Annotated in this window: 23 protein-coding genes; 8 read left to right on the top strand and 15 right to left on the bottom strand. The window is 40.1% G+C overall.

Features of this window, described 5'->3' with window-relative positions; genetic code table 11:
- Positions 1 to 299: 299 nt before the first annotated feature.
- The 8 genes from AC3KZC_RS03710 to AC3KZC_RS03675 form a co-directional block, all read right to left on the bottom strand.
- Positions 300 to 938: a protein-L-isoaspartate(D-aspartate) O-methyltransferase gene (locus tag AC3KZC_RS03710; protein ID WP_490579171.1), complete on the bottom strand. Its 639-nt coding sequence runs from the start codon at positions 936 to 938 to the stop codon at positions 300 to 302.
- Complete coding sequence (gene surE / locus AC3KZC_RS03705; protein ID WP_490579097.1) at positions 928 to 1692, bottom strand: 5'/3'-nucleotidase SurE; 765 nt, start codon at positions 1690 to 1692, stop codon at positions 928 to 930. The genes AC3KZC_RS03710 and surE overlap by 11 nt, the downstream gene beginning before the upstream one ends.
- Positions 1689 to 2720 (bottom strand): tRNA pseudouridine(13) synthase TruD, encoded by a 1032-nt coding sequence (gene truD / locus AC3KZC_RS03700; RefSeq protein WP_490579098.1) that lies wholly within the window; start codon positions 2718 to 2720, stop codon positions 1689 to 1691. Before truD ends, surE begins: the two co-directional genes overlap by 4 nt.
- A complete protein-coding gene (gene ispF, locus AC3KZC_RS03695; RefSeq protein WP_490579099.1) occupies positions 2717 to 3199 on the bottom strand; it encodes a 2-C-methyl-D-erythritol 2,4-cyclodiphosphate synthase in 483 nt (160 codons plus the stop codon). The genes truD and ispF overlap by 4 nt, the downstream gene beginning before the upstream one ends.
- On the bottom strand, positions 3196 to 3894 hold the full coding sequence (ispD, locus tag AC3KZC_RS03690; RefSeq protein WP_490579100.1) for a 2-C-methyl-D-erythritol 4-phosphate cytidylyltransferase: 699 nt from the start codon (positions 3892 to 3894) through the stop codon (positions 3196 to 3198). Before ispD ends, ispF begins: the two co-directional genes overlap by 4 nt.
- Positions 3894 to 4175 carry a cell division protein FtsB gene (gene ftsB, locus AC3KZC_RS03685; protein ID WP_490579101.1) on the bottom strand — a complete coding sequence of 94 codons (282 nt, stop codon included), beginning with the start codon at positions 4173 to 4175 and terminating at the stop codon, positions 3894 to 3896. The genes ispD and ftsB overlap by 1 nt, the downstream gene beginning before the upstream one ends.
- Positions 4176 to 4189: 14 nt before the next feature.
- On the bottom strand, positions 4190 to 4819 hold the full coding sequence (locus AC3KZC_RS03680; RefSeq protein ID WP_490579102.1) for a hypothetical protein: 630 nt from the start codon (positions 4817 to 4819) through the stop codon (positions 4190 to 4192).
- Between the two features lie 67 nt (positions 4820 to 4886).
- Positions 4887 to 5363 carry a DUF2947 domain-containing protein gene (locus tag AC3KZC_RS03675; protein ID WP_490579103.1) on the bottom strand — a complete coding sequence of 159 codons (477 nt, stop codon included), beginning with the start codon at positions 5361 to 5363 and terminating at the stop codon, positions 4887 to 4889.
- A gap of 117 nt (positions 5364 to 5480) precedes the next feature.
- On the opposite strand from AC3KZC_RS03675, the gene AC3KZC_RS03670 reads away from it, so the two are divergent.
- The 5 genes from AC3KZC_RS03670 (at position 5481) to AC3KZC_RS03650 (ending at position 9902) form a co-directional block, all read left to right on the top strand.
- Positions 5481 to 5717 (top strand): DUF1653 domain-containing protein, encoded by a 237-nt coding sequence (locus AC3KZC_RS03670; RefSeq protein ID WP_490579104.1) that lies wholly within the window; start codon positions 5481 to 5483, stop codon positions 5715 to 5717.
- 86 nt (positions 5718 to 5803) lie between these two features.
- The gene (locus AC3KZC_RS03665; RefSeq protein WP_490579105.1) at positions 5804 to 6262 is read left to right on the top strand and encodes a hypothetical protein; all 459 of its coding nucleotides are present in this window, start codon (positions 5804 to 5806) and stop codon (positions 6260 to 6262) included.
- A gap of 70 nt (positions 6263 to 6332) precedes the next feature.
- Positions 6333 to 7172: an AAA family ATPase gene (locus tag AC3KZC_RS03660; protein WP_490579106.1), complete on the top strand. Its 840-nt coding sequence runs from the start codon at positions 6333 to 6335 to the stop codon at positions 7170 to 7172.
- Positions 7173 to 7176: 4 nt separating this feature from the next.
- Positions 7177 to 8364: a vWA domain-containing protein gene (locus tag AC3KZC_RS03655; protein ID WP_490579107.1), complete on the top strand. Its 1188-nt coding sequence runs from the start codon at positions 7177 to 7179 to the stop codon at positions 8362 to 8364.
- 83 nt (positions 8365 to 8447) lie between these two features.
- Positions 8448 to 9902, top strand: a complete 1455-nt coding sequence (locus AC3KZC_RS03650; RefSeq protein ID WP_490579108.1) for an FAD-dependent oxidoreductase — start codon at positions 8448 to 8450, stop codon at positions 9900 to 9902.
- A gap of 15 nt (positions 9903 to 9917) precedes the next feature.
- Here AC3KZC_RS03650 and AC3KZC_RS03645 read toward each other — a convergent pair whose 3' ends face one another.
- The 3 genes from AC3KZC_RS03645 to AC3KZC_RS03635 all read right to left on the bottom strand — a co-directional run bounded on the left by AC3KZC_RS03645 (position 9918) and on the right by AC3KZC_RS03635 (position 12214).
- Positions 9918 to 10598, bottom strand: a complete 681-nt coding sequence (locus tag AC3KZC_RS03645; RefSeq protein ID WP_490579109.1) for a phosphoglycolate phosphatase — start codon at positions 10596 to 10598, stop codon at positions 9918 to 9920.
- 84 nt (positions 10599 to 10682) lie between these two features.
- Positions 10683 to 11498: a TIGR02285 family protein gene (locus tag AC3KZC_RS03640; RefSeq protein WP_518525907.1), complete on the bottom strand. Its 816-nt coding sequence runs from the start codon at positions 11496 to 11498 to the stop codon at positions 10683 to 10685.
- Positions 11499 to 11707: 209 nt separating this feature from the next.
- On the bottom strand, positions 11708 to 12214 hold the full coding sequence (locus tag AC3KZC_RS03635) for a DUF3087 family protein (RefSeq protein ID WP_490579111.1): 507 nt from the start codon (positions 12212 to 12214) through the stop codon (positions 11708 to 11710).
- Positions 12215 to 12597: 383 nt separating this feature from the next.
- Between AC3KZC_RS03635 and AC3KZC_RS03630 the strand changes: the two genes are divergently transcribed.
- Positions 12598 to 12882 carry a hypothetical protein gene (locus AC3KZC_RS03630; RefSeq protein WP_490579174.1) on the top strand — a complete coding sequence of 95 codons (285 nt, stop codon included), beginning with the start codon at positions 12598 to 12600 and terminating at the stop codon, positions 12880 to 12882.
- Positions 12883 to 12983: 101 nt separating this feature from the next.
- On the opposite strand, the gene AC3KZC_RS03625 is transcribed toward AC3KZC_RS03630, so the two are convergent.
- A complete protein-coding gene (locus AC3KZC_RS03625; protein WP_490579112.1) occupies positions 12984 to 13955 on the bottom strand; it encodes a zinc transporter ZntB in 972 nt (323 codons plus the stop codon).
- A 131-nt stretch (positions 13956 to 14086) separates the two neighbouring features.
- Between AC3KZC_RS03625 and AC3KZC_RS03620 the strand changes: the two genes are divergently transcribed.
- Positions 14087 to 14512 carry an ATP-dependent zinc protease family protein gene (locus tag AC3KZC_RS03620; RefSeq protein WP_490579113.1) on the top strand — a complete coding sequence of 142 codons (426 nt, stop codon included), beginning with the start codon at positions 14087 to 14089 and terminating at the stop codon, positions 14510 to 14512.
- Positions 14513 to 14525: 13 nt separating this feature from the next.
- Positions 14526 to 15431, top strand: a complete 906-nt coding sequence (gene rimK, locus AC3KZC_RS03615; protein WP_490579114.1) for a 30S ribosomal protein S6--L-glutamate ligase — start codon at positions 14526 to 14528, stop codon at positions 15429 to 15431.
- A 46-nt stretch (positions 15432 to 15477) separates the two neighbouring features.
- On the opposite strand, the gene AC3KZC_RS03610 is transcribed toward rimK, so the two are convergent.
- From AC3KZC_RS03610 to AC3KZC_RS03600, 3 genes are all read right to left on the bottom strand, one after another.
- The gene (locus tag AC3KZC_RS03610; protein WP_490579115.1) at positions 15478 to 17430 is read right to left on the bottom strand and encodes a TonB-dependent receptor plug domain-containing protein; all 1953 of its coding nucleotides are present in this window, start codon (positions 17428 to 17430) and stop codon (positions 15478 to 15480) included.
- Between the two features lie 117 nt (positions 17431 to 17547).
- Positions 17548 to 18120, bottom strand: a complete 573-nt coding sequence (locus AC3KZC_RS03605; RefSeq protein ID WP_490579116.1) for a mechanosensitive ion channel domain-containing protein — start codon at positions 18118 to 18120, stop codon at positions 17548 to 17550.
- Between the two features lie 413 nt (positions 18121 to 18533).
- Complete coding sequence (locus AC3KZC_RS03600; protein WP_490579117.1) at positions 18534 to 19775, bottom strand: DEAD/DEAH box helicase; 1242 nt, start codon at positions 19773 to 19775, stop codon at positions 18534 to 18536.
- Positions 19776 to 19785 lie beyond the last annotated feature (10 nt).

Below are 19785 nucleotides of genomic sequence, written 5' to 3'. Positions count from 1 at the left end.
CTCAATACATTGATCTGTATTACCTTTTTTTACCTTAGCACCACAAGCACATATAGCTGCCAATACAACAAACCTACTATTCATAAATAAAAACCAGCGAAGACCATGTGCGATCCATAACCTTTAAACCGATTTGATGCATAACCGAGCTACTCTTGATAATCAAAATATAAAAGTCGAACACATAAAAATGACAGCATTCTTACATGTCATTTTCCACTAAGCACCGTATTAAATAACCTCAACCCGAGATGATTAATTGCTGATAAAAAACAAAATAAAGCAACAAGATAACGAGCTTATTCTATTTCCCCATCAATCAATGGTACAAAACGGACCGATTCAAACTGATGAGAAATAAAGTTGTTACCTTGTCGCTGCACCATCATTAATTGCTGCTCTTGTTCGCCAATCGGTGCAATTAACACTCCTTGATCTGCCAGCTGCGTTAAAAGTGCTTCTGGTATGCGGGCTGCTGCGGCTGTAACTATAATCCCATTAAAAGGCCCTTTTACTGACCAACCTTGCCAGCCATCGGCATGTTTCATCATCACATTATAAAGGTCGAGCTGCTGTAAACGCCTTTTAGCTTGCCACTGTAACGACTTAATACGCTCAACTGAGTAAACCTCTTTAAACAGTTGCGCCAAAATAGCACTTTGGTAACCCGAGCCAGTGCCAATCTCAAGCACCTTATCTTTGACCCCAGCATCAAGTAACAGTTGTGTCATTTTTGCCACTATATATGGCTGCGAAATCGTTTGGCCAAGCCCGATAGGTAACGCCGTATTTTGATATGCCTGATGCTTGAGCACATCATCTATAAATAAGTGCCTTGGCGTCGTCGCTATCGCTTTTAAAACCAAGTGATTGGTTATTCCCTCCTGCGATAATTTATTTGCCAAGGCCTGAGCGCTGCGATCGTAGTTACTGAGCACTCTTAAGCTCCAAGCTACCAATCCACTCATTCATTGCGACTAAACTCTCTTTTGCTGTCATATCAACAGTTAATGGAGTAACAGAGGCATAACCATGATTGACTGCATAAAAGTCCGTGCCAGGGCCTGCATCAGACTCACTCCCTAAACTACCATACCAATAAATATCACGGCCCCATGGATCCTTTTGCTTGGTCATTGTTTCTGCTTTATGGCGTGCACCTAAGCGCGTAACCTGGATCCCCTTTAACTGTGTTAATGGAATGTCAGGTACATTGATATTGATAATTTGATCTTTTGGCAATGGATGAGACGCTAAAGATGAAATGATTTTCACCGCAACGGCTGCTGCTGTTTCATAATATTGCTCATCTTTAGAGCATAAAGACACAGCAACCGCTGGTAAACCCATGTGGCGCCCTTCGGTTGCCGCAGCAACAGTACCCGAATACAAGGTATCATCGCCTAAATTAGCGCCGTTATTAATCCCCGCAACCACTAAATCAGGTGCAAAATCAAGTAACTCATTTAAAGCAATATGCACACAATCGGTAGGAGTACCGTTAATTGAAATAAAGCCATTATCTAATGTGGTTGCACGAAGCGGGTTCAGAAGCGTCAGGGAATTGCTGGCACCACTGCAATTACGATCGGGTGCCACCAGCACAACCTCTGCAATTTGCGATAACGCTTGATACAACACCGCAATTCCTTTGGCATGAACCCCATCATCATTACTTAATAAAATTCTCATTGTTCTTCTTCCTGTTCTTTATGGCTTGGGGATGCGTCACGATAGAGCACAAGCTCACGTAATAAGGCAGTAGCAAAACATCCTTTCGCTAAAGCGAACTCAATAACTAACGTCGCTGAGTCTTCTTGCTTAATGGTTAAACCTTGCGGAACTAAGCGCAATAAACGACGCTCCGTTTTCAAACCGAGCTCAATTAAACCATCTCGCCAAAGCTGAAAATCAGCCAACCAGAGTAATTCTTGTGTCGTAAGTGCCTCATCACCTTTACCAATCAAAGGTGCAGATAACGCAATGTCATTAGCGGCAAGTCTGTCTAAATTACGGCTATTAATCGGTTCTTTAAAAAAGGCATTACTGCCATCGAGTAAAAACACTTCTTCATGCATCGTCTTGGCTAAGCCATGCTCAAGCACACGTTTACTGACTATTTGATTAAAAACATGGGAACGCGCGGCAGAAATCACTATACCACGCAGTTTTTTATCACGAATACGTTCACCTGCGAACATGCGCTGCGCCATCGTTAAATTATGACCATCACGGCCAAAACGTTGTTCGCCAAAATAATTAGGCACCCCAGCTCTGAGTGCATTAATGCGGCAAAACACGTCAAGCGGCTCACTAACATTACGCAGCCTAATGGTAAATTTATTGGCTTGATGGCAACCAGTACGTAATTTTCGGTGGTGCCTTACTTGTTGCACAATAAACAGGGTCTCACTGTTAAGCACGCTAAAATCAATGTCAGTTTTAATAGGAACTGGCACACTAAACCACTGCGTACACACCCCATGGCGATCTTTAAGCCCTGCATAACTGACATCACGCGGATTAACCCCAGCATGTTTTGCAATCAACTTAGCGACAAACTGGGTATTTTCACCTTTTTTAACCACCTGCAAACAAACATGCTCACCCGCACCACTGAGCTCAAATCCTAAAACTTCATCCACCATAAAATCTTCTGGTGCTTTTTTAAAATCAGCATGCGAAAGCGGTTTTCCATACAAATAATTTAATTCTATCATGCCGATTGGCTCATCATTAAAACCACAGCATGAGTTGAAATACCTTCTTTTCGCCCTTCATAACCTAACTTTTCGGTTGTGGTGGCTTTTACATTGACTTGCTCAATGCTGGAGTTTAAATCTGTCGCTAAAATTGCGCGCATTTTTTCAATGTGCGGCAGCATTTTAGGGGCTTGTGCCACTATCGTAATATCAGCATTACCTAATTGATAGCCACGCTCGGTTGCCAGCGATACAACATGACGCAATAAAATTCGGCTATCGATATTCTCATACTCTTTTGCCGTATCAGGAAAATGTTTACCGATATCACCTAATGCCAAAGCACCTAAAATCGCATCACATAATGCATGAATGGCCACATCACCATCTGAATGGGCGATAAATCCTTGAGGGTAATCTATTTTTACGCCCGCAATTGTTAACGGACCCTCACCGCCAAAACGATGTACATCAAAACCATGGCCTATACGGATCATTGTGCCTCCAAGTTGCGCGTTAAGCTGAGGTAAAATTCAGCAAGAGTTAAATCTTCAGGAGTGGTAATTTTTATGTTGTCTGAGCGCCCAGGAATAAGCATCACTTGATGTTGAGCGTACTCCATTGCAGACGCTTCATCAGTCACAATAAAGCCTGCATTCAAAGCATTAGTAAGTGCCTCAAAAAGCAAATCAACCTGAAACATTTGCGGTGTTAAAGCTTGCCAAAGTGCATCGCGAGGAATGGTCGCGTCAATGAATTGGCCACCTTGTTTAATGGTATCTTTCACTTTTGAGGCTAAAATCCCACCCGTTTGGTTTGAAATACAATTGGCTATCAGCAGCTCAATATCACTTCTCTGGACTAGAGGACGAGCAGCATCGTGTACTAAAACCCAATCAAACCCTTGTTTTTTTAATACGGTTAAGGCATTAAGTACGGAATGAGCGCGCTGCGCGCCACCTTCAGTAGAGGTAATTTTCTCATCATGCAATTGCAGGTCACTAAACCATGCATCTTCTGGGCTAATTGCAACCAAAATATGCTCAATGGCAGCCACGGATAGCAGTTTATTTAATGTGTGCTCTAAAACGGTTTGCTGATTAATTTTAAGATACTGTTTAGGTAACACGCTTTGCATGCGACTCCCCACACCAGCTGCGGGCACAATGGCCGCTATTTTGATTTGTTTCATTATTTCTGTTTACCAGGCAAGACGCGATAAAAGGTTTCACCGGGTTTAATTAATCCCAATTCATTTCGTGCGCGTTCTTCAATCCCATCAAGACCCACTTTTAAATCTTCAACATCGGCTTTAAGCAACTTATTTCGTTTACTTAAATTATCATTAACTTGCTGGTGCTCCTCTACAGCCAATTTTAGACGTGTGTAATCTTTCATCCCATTATGGGCAAACCATAATTTGTATTGAATGAAGGCAAGCAAACACACTAATGCCAGTTGAAAAAGACGCATATTATTCTCCGTATTTAACGTCTATTGGCCATAAACGGCTTGGCGAAGTTAAGCCAATTTAAATTTGCTGCTAGTAACATTTCTCTAAGCGCTAATCGCCTAGGCGAAGTTCGTTTTTGCTGCAACCATACATGCCCACAGCACGCAGCTGTAATCGATGCCTTAGTCGGTTTTAATAATAAAAAATCAGCATCATCTTGGCTTTGCCCACTTAATGAAAACCAACCATGCTCATTGCAGTGCAGGCTATTGATTTGAATTTCATCTACGCTGTCGAGTTTAACAAAAGTGATACCGTCGTTGCACACTACGATTGGTACAATCAAACCAACTTTGGCATGCTTTTTATAATAATCAGCAACTTTTTCGCCTGATACTTCAGGTGGATGCGCGGCTTGTTTTGCTATCCAACTGCCATTTTGGCTATCGAGCTGCAGCGGGCTATTACCCGCTAAAATATGCACCGCAGCACGTTCAATATAAAAAGGTAAACTCGCTAAAATACGGCACACTTTTGCATTATTTTGCTCTTTGCTAAGTCTTAGTATTTCACGCGCATAAAATGCATTACACAACTCAGCATGCAACCGATGCTTTTCAACATCTTGCCATAATTCAGATTGCTGATTTAGTTGCTCTAACAATGCATTTCCTTTTTAAATTTGCTGTGTTTTTATACCATAGCAAAGTCCGCAGTGAAAATTTTTGTCGCTAAGCTGACTTTTGCCCTAATTTAACCGTGCCGTTAGCCATAAACTGAGCCACTTGTTGACGTTTTTTACCCAATAAAATCACGCCATCACTCATAAACAAAAAGTTTTGCCAACAACGCACAAACACATCCCAACGGGTTTCAATCACATTATTACGCGATAAACAAAAATACACTGTCGTATTATTATCCCACGCTAAATGGCTTAACACTTCATCAGGCAAGGCGGAGCCTTCTTTTTCCCAAGCGTTTTCCCAATTAACGGTTTCAAGCCAAGTCGACTTTTGGCCAAGCCAATCTTTTTCAGTAAAAAAATCGGGGTGATCTTGCTCTTGGCTAATAAAGGTAGTCCACACATTTGCAGCGCGCGCTTCGGTCATTGGCTTAATTAACGCCAGATCGTCGGGATTAATCGGTAAATCTTTGTGGCGAAATACCCACGCGTGTTTATGTTCTTCTAACGGTATATAATTCATGAATTCTCATTACAGGCCACAGTGCCAAAATTAGCTAGAGTATAACTCAGCACACACTGAGATTTATAGCGCCATGAAAGCGAAAACCAGCCTAAAGGCTGAACAAAAGGAAAAAACATGACAATCCAAACAGGTTTATATCAGCATTACAAAGGCCAAGAGTATCAAGTACTCGCTGTAGCAACCCACAGCGAAACTCAAGAAGCCTTGGTAATTTATCAAGCGCTGTATGGCGAGTTTGGTATTTGGGCTAGGCCTTTAACCATGTTTAGCGAAACAGTCGAGATAAATGGTCAAATCGTTCCTCGTTTTAAATTACTCACCCCATCAACAAAAACACTTGGTACGCACTAACAGTTTTTGACATTTTCCAACAGACTTCCTGCAGAAGCCTACAAAGCAATTCTCTACACTTTAGAAAACCTTAAAGAGAATTGCTCATGAAAAAATCACTTCCCCTTTTATTAATGGTTAGCTGGTTTGCAGGATGTGCTAATCAAGGCATTGATCGCGCTGACCAAAATAAAGTGATCAAACAGTATTATGCTCGCGTTGATTCGATTGCCCATGTAAAACTCGATTCCGACGTACCTGAAGCTATCGCAATAGGCGGCGCCGCTGGATTGATTGAAAACCTAGATGGCGATACCGGTGATATGGTTGCAGGTTCAATTATAGGCGCTTTGTTTACCGGCATAATTAGCGCTGCTTTTGAAGGTGACAATAACGCTTATCAGTATCAATTAAGTAGCGTGACTCAAGGCAACTTTTCGGTGGTACAAAAAGACAAAAGTATCAAACCAGGCGAATGTGTATTAGTGAAAGAAGCAACTAGAGTGAGGATGAGAAAAATCCCAAAACACTTTTGCCAACAAACACCGCCGGAGTCGAGTTTATAATTGCAAACTGTTGGTATTTTTGCATGAGTATGGGATGATATTCTCATCAGACCACTTGAGAGATTCTGTCATGTCCTTTAACGGCACAGCCAATTATATTGCCAGCGAACCATTAAAATTAGCGGTTAACGCCGCGATGTTATTAGAAAAACCGTTACTGATTAAAGGCGAACCTGGTACAGGTAAAACGATGCTCGCTGAGGAACTCGCAAAAGCACTCGATACCGAGCTCATCCAGTGGCACATCAAATCAACCACTAAAGCGCAACAAGGCTTATATGAATACGATGCAGTGTCTCGTCTTCGTGACAGCCAACTTGGCGATGCGCGTGTTCACGATATCAATAACTACATTGTTAAAGGCAAAATGTGGCAAGCATTTAGTGCCAATAAACGCCCTGTTTTACTGATTGATGAAATAGATAAAGCCGATATTGAATTTCCAAACGATTTACTGCTTGAACTCGATAAAATGGAGTTTCACGTTTATGAAACTGGAAAGCGTGTTAAAGCGGCTCAGCGTCCAATTGTGATTATTACTTCTAATAACGAAAAAGAGCTGCCCGATGCATTTTTAAGACGTTGTTTTTTCCACTACATTAATTTCCCAACCGCAGAGCAAATGCAACAAATCATTGATGTGCATTATCCTAATGTAAAACAAAAATTAGTCAGTGCAGCGCTTGAAGCCTTTTTTGAATTGCGCGATGTCAACGGCTTAAAGAAAAAGCCCTCAACCAGTGAACTGCTTGATTGGCTAAAGTTATTAATGGCAGAGGACATTGACCCACAAGTATTAAACGATAAATCACACCAAGGTGGTTTAATGCCCATGTTTGGCGCACTACTTAAAAATGAGCAAGATATCAGCCTGCTCGAAAAGCTCGCATTTATGAGCCGTAAACGCTAATACCATGCTTATCTCATTTTTTTTAATACTCAAAAAATATCAGCTACCAGTCAGTATGCGCGAGTTACTCGATTTAATTCGTGCTCTTGAGCAAGGCGTAGCCTTTGCTAATATGGACGATTTTTATCAATTAGCACGCATCATTTTAATCAAAGACGAAAGCTTATTTGACCGTTTCGACCAAGCATTTGCTGAATACTTTAACGGCATAGCGCAATTAGATGTGGTTAATTTACTCAACCAAGCTGCGAATTTACCTGATGAATGGTTGCGTAAAGAGTTTGAAAAAAATCTATCAGAAGCCGAAAAACAACAAATCAAAGCCCTTGGAGGCCTCGATGCGCTGTTAAAAACACTCCAAGAGCGCTTAGCAGAGCAACAAAAACGCCATGCTGGCGGCAACAAGTGGGTTGGCACCGGCGGCACCTCACCATTTGGGGCGTATGGCTATAATCCTGAAGGGATCCGCATCGGCCAAGCCGAAAACCGCCAACGCCAAGCGGTAAAAGTGTGGGATCAACGCGAGTTTAAAAACTTTGATAGCCAAGCGGATATTTCCTCACGCACCATGAAACTAGCCTTAAAAAAGCTACGTAAATTTGCCAGAAGCGGTGCATCAAACCAGCTCGCACTGAATGACACCATCAGCGCGACGGCAAAACAAGGCGGCATGCTCGATATAAAAATGGAACCGCTGCGCCGAAACTCGGTTAAAGTGTTGATGTTTTTTGATGTCGGTGGCTCAATGGATGATTACATTCAGACCTGCGAAGAATTATTTAGTGCCGCACACAGTGAGTTTAAACATCTCGAATTCTTTTATTTTCACAATTGCGTATACGAACATGTTTGGCAAGATAATCAGCGTCGGCGCGATAAAAACCTTTCGACCTTCGATATTCTGCATAAATATGGCAAAGACTATAAAGTGATTTTTGTTGGCGATGCCACCATGGGCCCTTATGAAATCACCTATCCTGGTGGCAGTGTTGAGCATTGGAATGAAGAAGCGGGCCAGGTATGGCTTAATCGCTTAACGGAGCATTTTGATAAAGTTGTATGGCTCAACCCTCAGCCACAGCAACACTGGGATTTTTATCATTCAATTGGCGTGATAAAACAATTGATGCAACAAAAAATGTTTCCGCTCACTTTAGAGGGTATTAACGGTGCAATTAAAGCATTAAGCTAATACCCATAATAAATTTGAGGGTGAAATGAGTGTCGTTTTCACCTAAAATGCGCCCGTTTCTTTGGGCCATTTAAGTAAAAACTATGCTATCTAATGACGCATCACTTACCTCATCAACTTCCAGTCACATCGGTATTATCGGTGCAGGTATCGCAGGCTCAACCATCGCATTACGCTTTGCCGAATTAGGTATTGCGACCACTTTAATTGAACAAGGGCCAAGCCTAGTGAATGGCCCACCCATTTGCCACCTGCATGCTGGGGGCAATTTGTATCGCGAAATCTCAGATAAACAATGCCTTACATTATTAAAACAATCAATTGATACATTAAAAGTCTACCAGCAAAGTGCCAATATTCGCCCAACCGTTATCGCACTGCCAAAGCGAGATAAAGGCAACGTTAACGACTATTTACCGCGCCTACAAAAATTACAGCAGTATTACCAAGAATTGATAGAACAAGATCCAAGCAATCAAGTACTTGGTAAACCGAGTGATTATTACAAAATTTATCAACAAGCAGATCTTGAACAACTGGCAAAACAGCATCTCCCACTTAAAATAAACACTTTAGGTGACTGGCTTATTCCCGTTGCTAAAAATTTAGATTTATCTCAATTACAATGGCCTGTTATTTTAGTGCAAGAATACGGCTTAAGTTCATTTCGCTTAGCTGCCATTGCTACCTTGGCCGCAGGGCAACTGCCAAGCTGTACACTCAAGCTCAACAGCCAAGTACAGTCGATTCGCCGAATTGAAAACCAATGGTCGGTTCAAACCAATCACGAAACATTAAAGTTTGACTATTTGATTAATGCAGCCGGTTATCAAACGGGCGAAATTGATGACATGCTTGGTTTTAAAAGAAACAGAATGGTGGAGTTTAAGGCTGCATATGTTGCCAAATGGCCCGATTGCATTGGGCTATGGCCTGAAGTGATTATTTTAGGTGAGCGCGGCACACCAAATGGCATGGCGCAATTAACACCTTATCCGGATGGCTATTTTCAACTACATGGCATGACGCAAGACATCACCTTATTTAAAGATGGCTTGGTGAAAAATAACCAAGATAGCGCTCAGCCTCTATTACCCACTAAATTACTCAATAAAGCGCGCCATCTGTGGCAACAAGTTGATATTCATCAACGAACACAACTGTCTATTCATCATTTTGCGCAATTTATGCCAAGCTTTGATTCTGCAAAACCTGCGGGGAAACCACTTTATGGCGCCCAGCAGATCCCAGGGCAAGATCCCACCCTACGCGCAGCGAGTGTCTCTTTTGAAGCCCCTAGTTATGCTCGCGCTGAAATAGTCAAAGCGTCATCGGCACTGTCTGCTAGCGATGCAATTTTGCAAGATTTAATCGATAAAAAGCTGCTATGTGCCGAACTTAGCGAAAAAGCAGCCAAAGTGGGCCATTATTTTGCAATTACGCAATCCTTTACTGATCAGCAAATTGAGCAAACAGCTCAACAATTGGCGTTCGAGCGAGACTACCCGATGTCGCTGGCTAAAAATATTCAGAGCTAACCTACGAATATATAATTAAGCGCGGCCTAATGCATCAACTAGGCCCGCAAAATGCTCAAGCACTAATTCAGGCAGACTATCAGCTATCGATTCACCATAGTTATAGCCATATGTAAGCCCAATACTTTGCATATTCGCAGCTTTAGCAGCCAAAATATCATTTTTTGAATCACCGACCATCACAGCTTGGTCGACTGAAAAACTCAATTGCTGACAAGCAGTCACAAGGGGCAATGGATCAGGCTTTTTACGCTCCAAACTATCGCCTCCTAATACGTAGCTAAATACCGCATCGAGTTCCATTACAGCCAATATTGGAGCAATAAAACGCTCAGGCTTATTAGTGACTAAAGCAAGCGTAAACCCTTGCTGTTTTAACGTGGTTAACGTGCTGTGCACATCAGGATAAAGGACGCTTTTTACGACTAGATTTTGTTGGTAATGATTTAAGAAAATAGCAAGAGCATCAGCAATAAAAGCAATTGTTACAGGCTTTGATGGGTATGTATATGCTAACGCACGTTCAACTAAAACTTGAGCACCATTACCAACCCAAGTGCGGATCACCGCCTCTTCAACAGGCTCAAGTTGTAAATCAACCAGCATTAAATTAATTGATAACGCTAAATCAGGTGCACTATCAATTAAAGTGCCATCTAAATCAAAAATGATCAGCTCTTTGGCAAAAAAGGTCATAGGTAAATTACTCTTAGCTTAATTTTTAGAGTCTGATTATACCTTTCTTCATGCTAGTAACTTAACAACAAACTTAAATAAAACTTAATGGGTCAAAAAAACCTGTTGATAATATTCAATAAATGCAGGATCTGCAGCACTTTGGCGCCACCAAGTTGTCATCGCATCTTGATACGTCTTGGTCGGTTTAATTCGGGTTAAAACCTCATTAACCGCTTTTATAACATTGCGCCCCCAAGGACTATCTGCACAGGCAACTTTACCCATAGAAAAAGGCGCTAAACCTTCAATTTGTTGTTCAACTAAAGGATTATCAACTTGGTATCCATGAGTTTGCAGGAAGTATTGAACCTGAAACGGATACGCTAAGGTATAATCTAAACGCCCCACAACCACCATTTCAAGTAAGCCATTAGGCGACTCAGATTCACGGCGATAGATATTATTCGCAGGTTCGAAGTCTGCTAGCACCGCATCAATATATTCACCATAAGATCGAGCCTGATCAAGCCCAAGATAGATTTTAGGATCAGCGAGCAATTCGTTTAAATTAGACTTAGATAAGGTTTCTGCTTTTGTTTTTAACAACACAATACGATTACTAGGATGCGCAATACTTGCTTGAGAGAAAACCATAAATTTCTCTCGCTCAGGTGTAACAAATAAAGCGGGTAGACAGATATTTTTTTTAGCTCGCATTTCAAAAGCCGAGCTTGCAAGCGTACTGACTTCAATTACATGGTCATACTGAGGCAATTGCTTAATAATTTCTTTTAGAATGAGATCAATAAACCCTTTATTTTTCAATTCACCATGGACAATAGTTGAAGGAGGTGCATGATTTAATTGCCAAATAATCTGATCTTGAGCCTGTGCAAGCCATGCACTAAAAAGGCTCAATAATAAGAAACCACGACACCAAAGCTGCTTATTGAAAGTTTTCAAAGATATGTTCAACTATTTTTAACCGATTATTAAGTGATAACACACACGCTAAAAATAGGAAGGGAGTTAATTAAAAATCATAAAAAAGAACTAGATTTAACGTTTTTTAAACAAGGTTTTGGCTACAAAATAAGGTACTTGCAGCCAAAATAAAGCAGATGTGTTTAAAGAGTACCCAAATACTGAGGCTCATGTAATGCCGCATTTAAAGTTAAATTAACAGCTTTCGCTTTTACTTCTAACTCTGCTTGCCAAATAGCTAAATCATCCAACGTTATCGTATTATCATCAAGTAACCATAGCTGACGATTTCCAGAATAATAAAAGTGTAAGGTGTGCATTGCAGACACATCACCTTGGTCAACAGCATTTTTAACTTTTTGTAATTTTCGCGTTACTTGATTAAGTGCCTGTTTTAAATCCCAAACATACATGACTTCCGTCATAAAGTGATGACTACGGTAGCGCTTAATCACAAGGCCAATGATTAATGAGCCGCAAATAACACCAGTTAAATTCCAATGAAAATGCGTTCCTTGCTCTGAAGGAAAAAAAGCGATTAATGATTGAGAAATCGACAAGCTTAGAATGGAAAGCACCACAATAGCCCCCACAATAATAATATTTAAATGCTTTCGGTAACGTTGTTTATTGATTTCGTGTAACTTCATAAGCCCTCTTAGCCCAAATAAAAACAGCCTATTCTACATTTAAAACACACACCTACTTAACTAAAAAAAGCAGAAAACCAAAATAACCTTTTTCAAGCAGGTAAAAATAAAATTGATGTAAAAATTAAATAACCTAAAGCCAACTAAACCATAAATAGACCTTTTTCATATTTATTTTCATGATTAAACAAAAATAATGCTTGCTTAAAAAAATGATAATGAATACTATCGCTTCTTTGGTTTATCACTAACCTCTCAGTGTTAAATTATAGTAGTAATGCCCCTTCTTACCCTGATCCAGTAAGCCAGCATTAAAAAAATCGAAAGCTGAATTATTGTACGGCGACTAAAGCAATGCTTGTCTATTGCTAAAATGAAAATCCATGTTAGAGAATATTAAATTCATTGATTTAATGTTCGGAAGAATCGTCAAAACTGTATTGAAGCTTATTTTAAAATTCCTTCAGCAAAATGCTGAACACATTTATTTTGAGTTTTCTATGTCATATAACTATAACGGATCATTGATCCAAATCGCACATCCAGTGCAGTCTATTTCTGTTAATAAAAGCAATGTAATCTTTGCTGATAAAACAGGATTAAAAAACACACGTTTTGCTACAAATAGCGACGCGCGTTTGTTTGTTAATTGGTTGAAAAGCAACTAATTAAAGCTAATAAGCAATAAAAAAACGCAAGCATCGACTTGCGTTTTTTTATGTTTCAAATCAGAGTAGTTAACAACTAAGCAATAACATCAACTGAGCGCTTAAATCCACCCTTTATATTTAAAGTAACCTGCCAGTGACACAAATAAGCCCACCAATAAAGCAACAAAAATAAAAAATGCATTTGGATTTTCAGTGCCCGGTACACCGCCTACATTAATTCCAAGTAACCCGGTTAAAAATCCCAGAGGTAAAAAGATAGCCGCAACAACAGACATTATATACATACGTTTGTTTACTTGCTCAGAGATTAAGTTTGATATCTCTTCGTATACGATTTGAGCTCGTTCAATCGCCATATCCAACTCTTCAATAAAGCGCGTTAAATCATTGATATTCTCTTCAATAACTTGGTTCTGATCTGACTCAAACCAACTAAAATTATGCGATAAAAACTGCTTTAAACCTTCATGTTGTGGCTTGATATAACGTTTAAGCGTGATTGTTTGACGGCGAATATTCGATAAAGCCTGATGCAAATTATCATTGGCAGCAACGCCTAAATCACTTTCAAACAGGTCAAGTTTACTATCAACATCATCAATAACAGCCTCCATCCTACTTGTTAATCCAAGTGACAACTGACTAATAACTTGAGATATAGAACAAGGTCCAGTCCCTGCAACTAATTGCTCTTGAAGATGACTGACTGATAATAATCGACGTCTACGAGTACTAATAATACGATGTTCATCGGCGTAAATCCGGATTGATACCATGTCTTCAGGAGTCTGAGCTGGGTTAAGATTCACCCCCCTTAAAAAAAGTAAACAGCCTTTAGCTACTTTTACTGCCCTAGGACGAGTTTCACCCGCCAACAACGAGTCAATAACTAAAGGCTCTAAACCTAAATTATGCTGAATTAACTCCTTACTTAGCTCTTCCCCATAGTCAAAATGAAGCCATAATTGGCCTTGTTCAGGCTGCCACGATCTCACCTCAGACTCATTTAAGCGCGTACAACCACCTTTACCATTGAGTAACAATGCATGAATTAACCCTGCGTTTTTCATAATAATTTCCACTAATTGTGTGCTAATACAAGATAAGACTTAAGGAGTACGTTATACTCAAATAAATGAATCACCTAATGATTTTACACTTATTCAGTGCCCAAAAAATCACATCTATAAGAGAATAACCAATGGCTGAAAAACTATTAGTTGGATGGCGAGAATGGCTCAGCTTACCTGATCTTGGGATCACAAAAATCAAGGCTAAAATAGATACAGGCGCACGCACGTCTTGCTTGCATGCATTTAAAGTTGAGGAATTCAAAAAAGATAACCAAAGTTGGGTTAAGTTTTGGCTACACCCAATCCAACAAAATACAGAGTTCGAACTTGTTGCTGAAGCACAAGTTATCGATATTCGAAAAGTCACAGATTCTGGTGGTCATACCGAAAATAGGTTTGTGATCAAAACAACATTAACTATAAATAACGAAAGCTTTCCTATTGAAGTAACCCTGACAAACAGGGAAAACATGATGTTTAGAATGCTTTTAGGCCGCACAGCAATGAATGATAGAATCATCGTTGATCCTGCAGCATCATATCTCACACAATAAAGGAACAAAGATTATGAAAATAGGTATTTTATCTCGCAATAAAAACCTTTATTCAACCAAGCGTCTCATTGAAGCGGCTGAGCAACGTGGCTTCGAAGTAAAAGTCATTGATGCATTACGTTGTTACATGAATATCAATTCAGACAAACCAGAGATTCATTTTAAAGGCGAAAACCTATCAGATTTTAACGCTATCATTCCACGTATTGGTGCATCCGTTACTTTTTATGGTTGTGCTGTTTTGCGTCAATTCGAAATGATGGGTGTTTACCCAATTAATGAATCCGTTGCGATTACCCGTTCAAGAGATAAATTGCGCTCATTACAACTACTATCACGCAAAGGCATTGGTATGCCTGTCACTGGTTTTGCAAGCAAAGCCGATGATATTAAAGATTTATTGTCGATGGTTGGTGGCGCGCCTGTGGTAATTAAATTACTCGAAGGCACACAAGGTATTGGTGTTGTACTAGCCGAAACTCGCAAAGCAGCAGAAAGCGTGCTTGAAGCCTTCATGGGTTTAAAAGCCAACATCATGGTGCAAGAATACATCAAAGAAGCGGGCGGTGCCGATATTCGCTGTTTCGTCCTTGGCGATAAAGTCATTGCAGCGATGAAGCGTCAAGCACAAGAAGGTGAGTTCCGTTCAAACTTACACCGTGGTGGCAGTGCATCGTTAATTAAAATCACTCCTGAAGAGCGCAAAACAGCCGTTGATGCTGCTAAAGCAATGGGTCTTAATATTGCAGGTGTTGACTTGCTGCGCTCAAGCAGAGGGCCGCTGGTGATGGAAGTAAACTCATCACCAGGCCTTGAAGGCATTGAAAAAGCAACAGGTAAAGATATTGCCGGTATGATTATTGATTTCATCGCTAAAAATGCGAGCGAAAATAAAACATCGACGCGTGGCCGAGGTTAGTAATCACTGTTAAAAAAGGCCTTAACAGGCCTTTTTTGTTTGATGCTTAAAAATTATATTGATAACTTAAACGCCCTTGGCGACCTTGACCGGGCACTTGACCATTGTCCATTCGAGGATCAAATACAACAAACGGCTTATCAAATGCATTCATTACTTTAAAGCTTAGTTTTGAATGATTATTTAATTGCCATTGAATACTGCCTCCAAAAAGCACATAAGCTGATTGAGCGAAGTCAGTGCCACTATCAAGCGTTGTTTTTACACTATCTCGCCAATTAGCGTTTAAACTAAATAAAACAGTATCCAAACGATAATTAATAAACGCACTGGCAAAACGCTTAAAACTCGCATTAGCAGGCTTATCAAATAAATGCGTACTATTTACACCTAGTTCAATCCCAGAGCTAAAATGCCAATTTAAGCTACTTTCCAGCCCTTCGATTCGTTTATCAATAACATTTGCAAAAGTGAACTCTGCTGGTCCATTAGGCGTGACCACTTTATTGATAAAATCATTCAAATCATTGCGAAAAAAAACAAACTCAGAATTAAATTGCTCATTGTGGTATTGCCAAACAAGTTCCGTCGTTTTAACAAATTCAGAGGTTAAATTAGCATTACCGCTAGTCACTTCGTCATTAGAGTACAATTCGTTAGTCACAGGCGTTCGAAATGATTCACCATATTGAAATTTCAAAGTGTGGGCTGAAATTCCACTATAAACAGCGGCTAAGCGAGGCGAAAACTTACGTTCAATATTCACAACATCATCAAATCGCCCGCCAATAAACATGGTTAAATCTTGATTGTAATGCCATTTTAATTGACCATAAACGCTGTATTGCTCAAGGGCCTTCTTGAGGCCTGAAAACGCAGGGTTTTCATTGACTTTTGTTAAGTTACCTAGCCAGTAATCATCATCCACAATACTGACATTACGATCAAAATCAAAATGACTGGTAAAAATCCCTGCTTGGATCTGCTCTACTTTTTTTAACTCAAAACCACTTGTTAAACTTAAGGTAGGCGATAACTCATTTCGGTAATCCGTGCTCAATGCCAGCTCTTTGGTACGCCAAAATGGCCCAACAAAAAAGGACTCATTAACGATATTAGGATCTGCAGGGATCACCATGCCTGAAGACGCTATTTTATGCAGGCCATAAAATAATTTAGAACTCAATCCTGAGTCAGTCGCTTGCCACCATTGATACTGAGCACTTAGATAACTATTCTCACTCTTATGGCGATTTTGGGCTGATGCACCACCCAAATTTAAAAATTGATCAAGATTAACCTGATTATATCGCCCATTTAAATGCCATTTATTAACCGTCAAACCGAGCTCAAAATACAAAGATTCAAGAGGATCTTTTACATCATTAAGCGCTTGATAATGTTCACCGTCCGATTTATCTAGCGCTAAATTCACAAATGCATGGGTATTGTCGGTTAATTGTTGGTGCCAGTTGGCTGACATTTGCGCCAAGCCATGCTCCCCCATCCCTACAATGACATGATTATCTTGTTTTTTTGTAACGAAATTAATAACGCCAATAAACGCATTGCTACCATAAAGCGCAGAACCGGGGCCTCGGATCACCTCAACCTTTTCAATAATATTGGTTGGTATAAAAGGGGTATAAACCGATGCCTTACCAAAAGACACCTCATTTAAACGCTCACCATTAATCATGACCAATAAATTACCGCTATCTAAATACACACCTCTAGCGTGCTCTTTAGGTACAGCACCAACCCAATCACCACGAGTGATCTGAAAACCAGGTATAAAATTAATAAGATCATATGCATTGTTAACAGCTAAATTTTCGATTTGCTGCTTTGAAATGACAGTAACAGTTGAAGGGACAGAACGTAGGGTTTCACTGGTTTTACTTGCAAGCTCAATATTAACATCCAATAGCTCTTCAAAGCTTAGATCAAAAATATCCTCACCTTCTGCCGCGTGTAAAGGTGATGCACAAAGGAGCAATGAAAATACGATTAATGCTTTAATAATTAAGCCCTCTTTTTACGCTACAACTGAAAATAACAAATATTACACCAGAAACCAAGTTACAAAATATTAACAACGCAAATTAAAACAATTCTATCGAGTATGGCGCTTTTTCAACTCAATCAAACGAGTGCTATAACGTTTTTTCTTCTCTCTTAAAGAACGGTTAAGCACCATCACTGGGCGTACAACAAATAAATTATTTGGATAAAGAACACGATGGCCATCAGCGGTTTCTAAAATAACGTTTAATAACCCCATCTCAACCACTTTCCCCTCAACAAAATTTGCGCCATCGATAATTCGTACCCAATAACCAACACGGCAATCATTTTGCACAAACATTAATAAAAAAGAGGTTAAATTACTCAATAAAGACCAAGCAGCAAAAAGCGCCACACCTAACATTGCAAATAAAGAAGAGCCTAAAACTAATAAGCCACGCAGCTCTATACCCCAAAAAACCAATAAAAAGCAGACAAGTACAATACCTAAAATACTTGTAAGCAGCAATTCAGCACGATGCTGACGATGGGGGTCTATGCGCCCTTTAACAGTATTTGCTAATAATTTTTTTTGTAATTTAACTAAAAACGGGAACAGTAAAATAACAAATATGGTCACAATCAGTTTATATTGTTCCAATAAAGATTCTAATAACGCCATACCTTTCCTTCACAACCATAATAACGAGAATACAGACTAAAATAGCACGCTATAACGGCTCAATTTCAGAGGTGTTATTGTGCCGCAAATTAAGAAATTAATACAGTTTCATGACAAATAAGCTTCTGTTTTAAAGAGTGAATCTCGTTCAATCGCAAGTAATACTCATTGATACTAGCTCAATAATTTCTGATGGTGCAAAGCGCTCCTTACTTGCGCAAAAATGCGTTTTTTTCAAGCACAATTGAGCTATCCGTGGCCACAGCCCGATTTAGCGTTACCGAATATGAAACTGTGATTAACGCCCCGCTCTATTGTTTAGTAGCGCACAAAAACAAACAGCAGCCTATTGGCTGCTGTTTATGAGCTATTAAAACACGTAGCTAGCTCAACACTGGTGGTTAACTTCAGATTTAGCGTTTTCGCTGGGCACGATTACCGGTTTTTTGTCCTGTTAAACGCTTTTTAGTACGGCGTTTTTCGGCCACTTTACTATTTTTGCGTTTATCACTGGGCTCTTTGGTCAAATCGGGCTCATATCCGGGTAACCATTGCTGTGCTAAACGCGTATCGAGTACCGCTTCAATTTCTTCAAGCAGCCAGTTTTCATCAATACTCACCAATGAAATCGCAGTCCCTTTTTCACCGGCGCGGCCGGTACGACCAATACGATGAATGTAGTCTTCTGCTATGTAAGGCAATTCATAATTGATTACGTACTGTAGCTGCTGAATATCAATACCACGCGCAGCAACATCAGTGGCTACTAAGACCCGAGTTTTACCTTCTTTAAATTCACTTAGAGCCTTATCACGGGCACCTTGTGATTTATCACCATGAATAGCCTGTGTTTTTAAACCATCTTTACACATTTCTTTAGCCAGTTCATCAGCACTTTGTTTGGTACGCGTAAACACCAGCACTTGCTGCCAATTTTTTGCGCCAATTAAATGAGAGATCAGCTCTCGCTTTCGATCTTCATCCACTGCGTAAACAATTTGTTCAACCTCAGTCGCTGCTTGGTTACGCTGATCGACTTCAATTAACACCGGCTGATTGAGTAATTTTTTACTTAGTTTAAAAATAGCTTCATCAAAGGTCGCAGAAAATAACAGCGTTTGGCGATTTTTAGGCAACCGACGCAAAATATTATTAATTTCGTCAATAAAACCCATATCGAGCATTCGGTCAGCTTCGTCAAACACCAAATATTGAACGTTTGATAAATTAACCGTGCCTTTAACTAAGTGATCAAGCAAACGCCCGGGCGTGGCCACCATGATGTCAACGCCAGCTTTAATTGCTTTGATTTGCTCACCAATACTCACGCCACCATAAGCCAAAGCAGCCTTTAACTGGCTGTGTTTACCATACTTTTCAAAGCTAGCAAATACCTGCTGTGCAAGCTCTCGCGTCGGAGTAAGAATTAACGTACGTAATTGGCCTTGGCGTTCAGGTTCAAGGGCTAAACGCTGTAAAATAGGTAAAGCAAACGCGGCGGTTTTTCCCGTACCCGTTTGAGCACCAGCCATGACATCTTTGCCAGCTAATATTTCAGCAATTGCCGCGTTTTGGATTGGCGTCGGTGTATCATAGCCGCACTCAGTAAGCGCTTGGATCAGTTGTTGATTTAACCCTAATGCAGCAAAACCCATTTTTTATTAC

The organism is Pseudoalteromonas sp. J2K-J031, assembly GCF_058197095.2.
The sequence above is the reverse complement of the archived record's forward strand: the minus strand, read 5'-3'. Positions and strand labels throughout refer to the sequence as shown.

Excerpts from the sequence above, each read along its gene's own strand:
- surE (WP_490579097.1), bottom strand. The coding sequence starts at position 1,692 with ATGAGAATTTTATTAAGTAATGATGATGGGGTTCATGCCAAAGGAATT.
- truD (WP_490579098.1), bottom strand. The coding sequence starts at position 2,720 with ATGATAGAATTAAATTATTTGTATGGAAAACCGCTTTCGCATGCTGAT.
- ispF (WP_490579099.1), bottom strand. The coding sequence starts at position 3,199 with ATGATCCGTATAGGCCATGGTTTTGATGTACATCGTTTTGGCGGTGAG.
- ispD (WP_490579100.1), bottom strand. The coding sequence starts at position 3,894 with ATGAAACAAATCAAAATAGCGGCCATTGTGCCCGCAGCTGGTGTGGGG.
- ftsB (WP_490579101.1), bottom strand. The coding sequence starts at position 4,175 with ATGCGTCTTTTTCAACTGGCATTAGTGTGTTTGCTTGCCTTCATTCAA.
- AC3KZC_RS03675 (WP_490579103.1), bottom strand. The coding sequence starts at position 5,363 with ATGAATTATATACCGTTAGAAGAACATAAACACGCGTGGGTATTTCGC.
- AC3KZC_RS03670 (WP_490579104.1), top strand. The coding sequence starts at position 5,481 with ATGACAATCCAAACAGGTTTATATCAGCATTACAAAGGCCAAGAGTAT.
- AC3KZC_RS03665 (WP_490579105.1), top strand. The coding sequence starts at position 5,804 with ATGAAAAAATCACTTCCCCTTTTATTAATGGTTAGCTGGTTTGCAGGA.
- AC3KZC_RS03660 (WP_490579106.1), top strand. The coding sequence starts at position 6,333 with ATGTCCTTTAACGGCACAGCCAATTATATTGCCAGCGAACCATTAAAA.
- AC3KZC_RS03655 (WP_490579107.1), top strand. The coding sequence starts at position 7,177 with ATGCTTATCTCATTTTTTTTAATACTCAAAAAATATCAGCTACCAGTC.
- AC3KZC_RS03650 (WP_490579108.1), top strand. The coding sequence starts at position 8,448 with ATGCTATCTAATGACGCATCACTTACCTCATCAACTTCCAGTCACATC.
- AC3KZC_RS03645 (WP_490579109.1), bottom strand. The coding sequence starts at position 10,598 with ATGACCTTTTTTGCCAAAGAGCTGATCATTTTTGATTTAGATGGCACT.
- AC3KZC_RS03635 (WP_490579111.1), bottom strand. The coding sequence starts at position 12,214 with ATGAAGTTACACGAAATCAATAAACAACGTTACCGAAAGCATTTAAAT.
- AC3KZC_RS03630 (WP_490579174.1), top strand. The coding sequence starts at position 12,598 with ATGTTAGAGAATATTAAATTCATTGATTTAATGTTCGGAAGAATCGTC.
- AC3KZC_RS03625 (WP_490579112.1), bottom strand. The coding sequence starts at position 13,955 with ATGAAAAACGCAGGGTTAATTCATGCATTGTTACTCAATGGTAAAGGT.
- AC3KZC_RS03620 (WP_490579113.1), top strand. The coding sequence starts at position 14,087 with ATGGCTGAAAAACTATTAGTTGGATGGCGAGAATGGCTCAGCTTACCT.
- rimK (WP_490579114.1), top strand. The coding sequence starts at position 14,526 with ATGAAAATAGGTATTTTATCTCGCAATAAAAACCTTTATTCAACCAAG.
- AC3KZC_RS03605 (WP_490579116.1), bottom strand. The coding sequence starts at position 18,120 with ATGGCGTTATTAGAATCTTTATTGGAACAATATAAACTGATTGTGACC.
- AC3KZC_RS03600 (WP_490579117.1), bottom strand. The coding sequence starts at position 19,775 with ATGGGTTTTGCTGCATTAGGGTTAAATCAACAACTGATCCAAGCGCTT.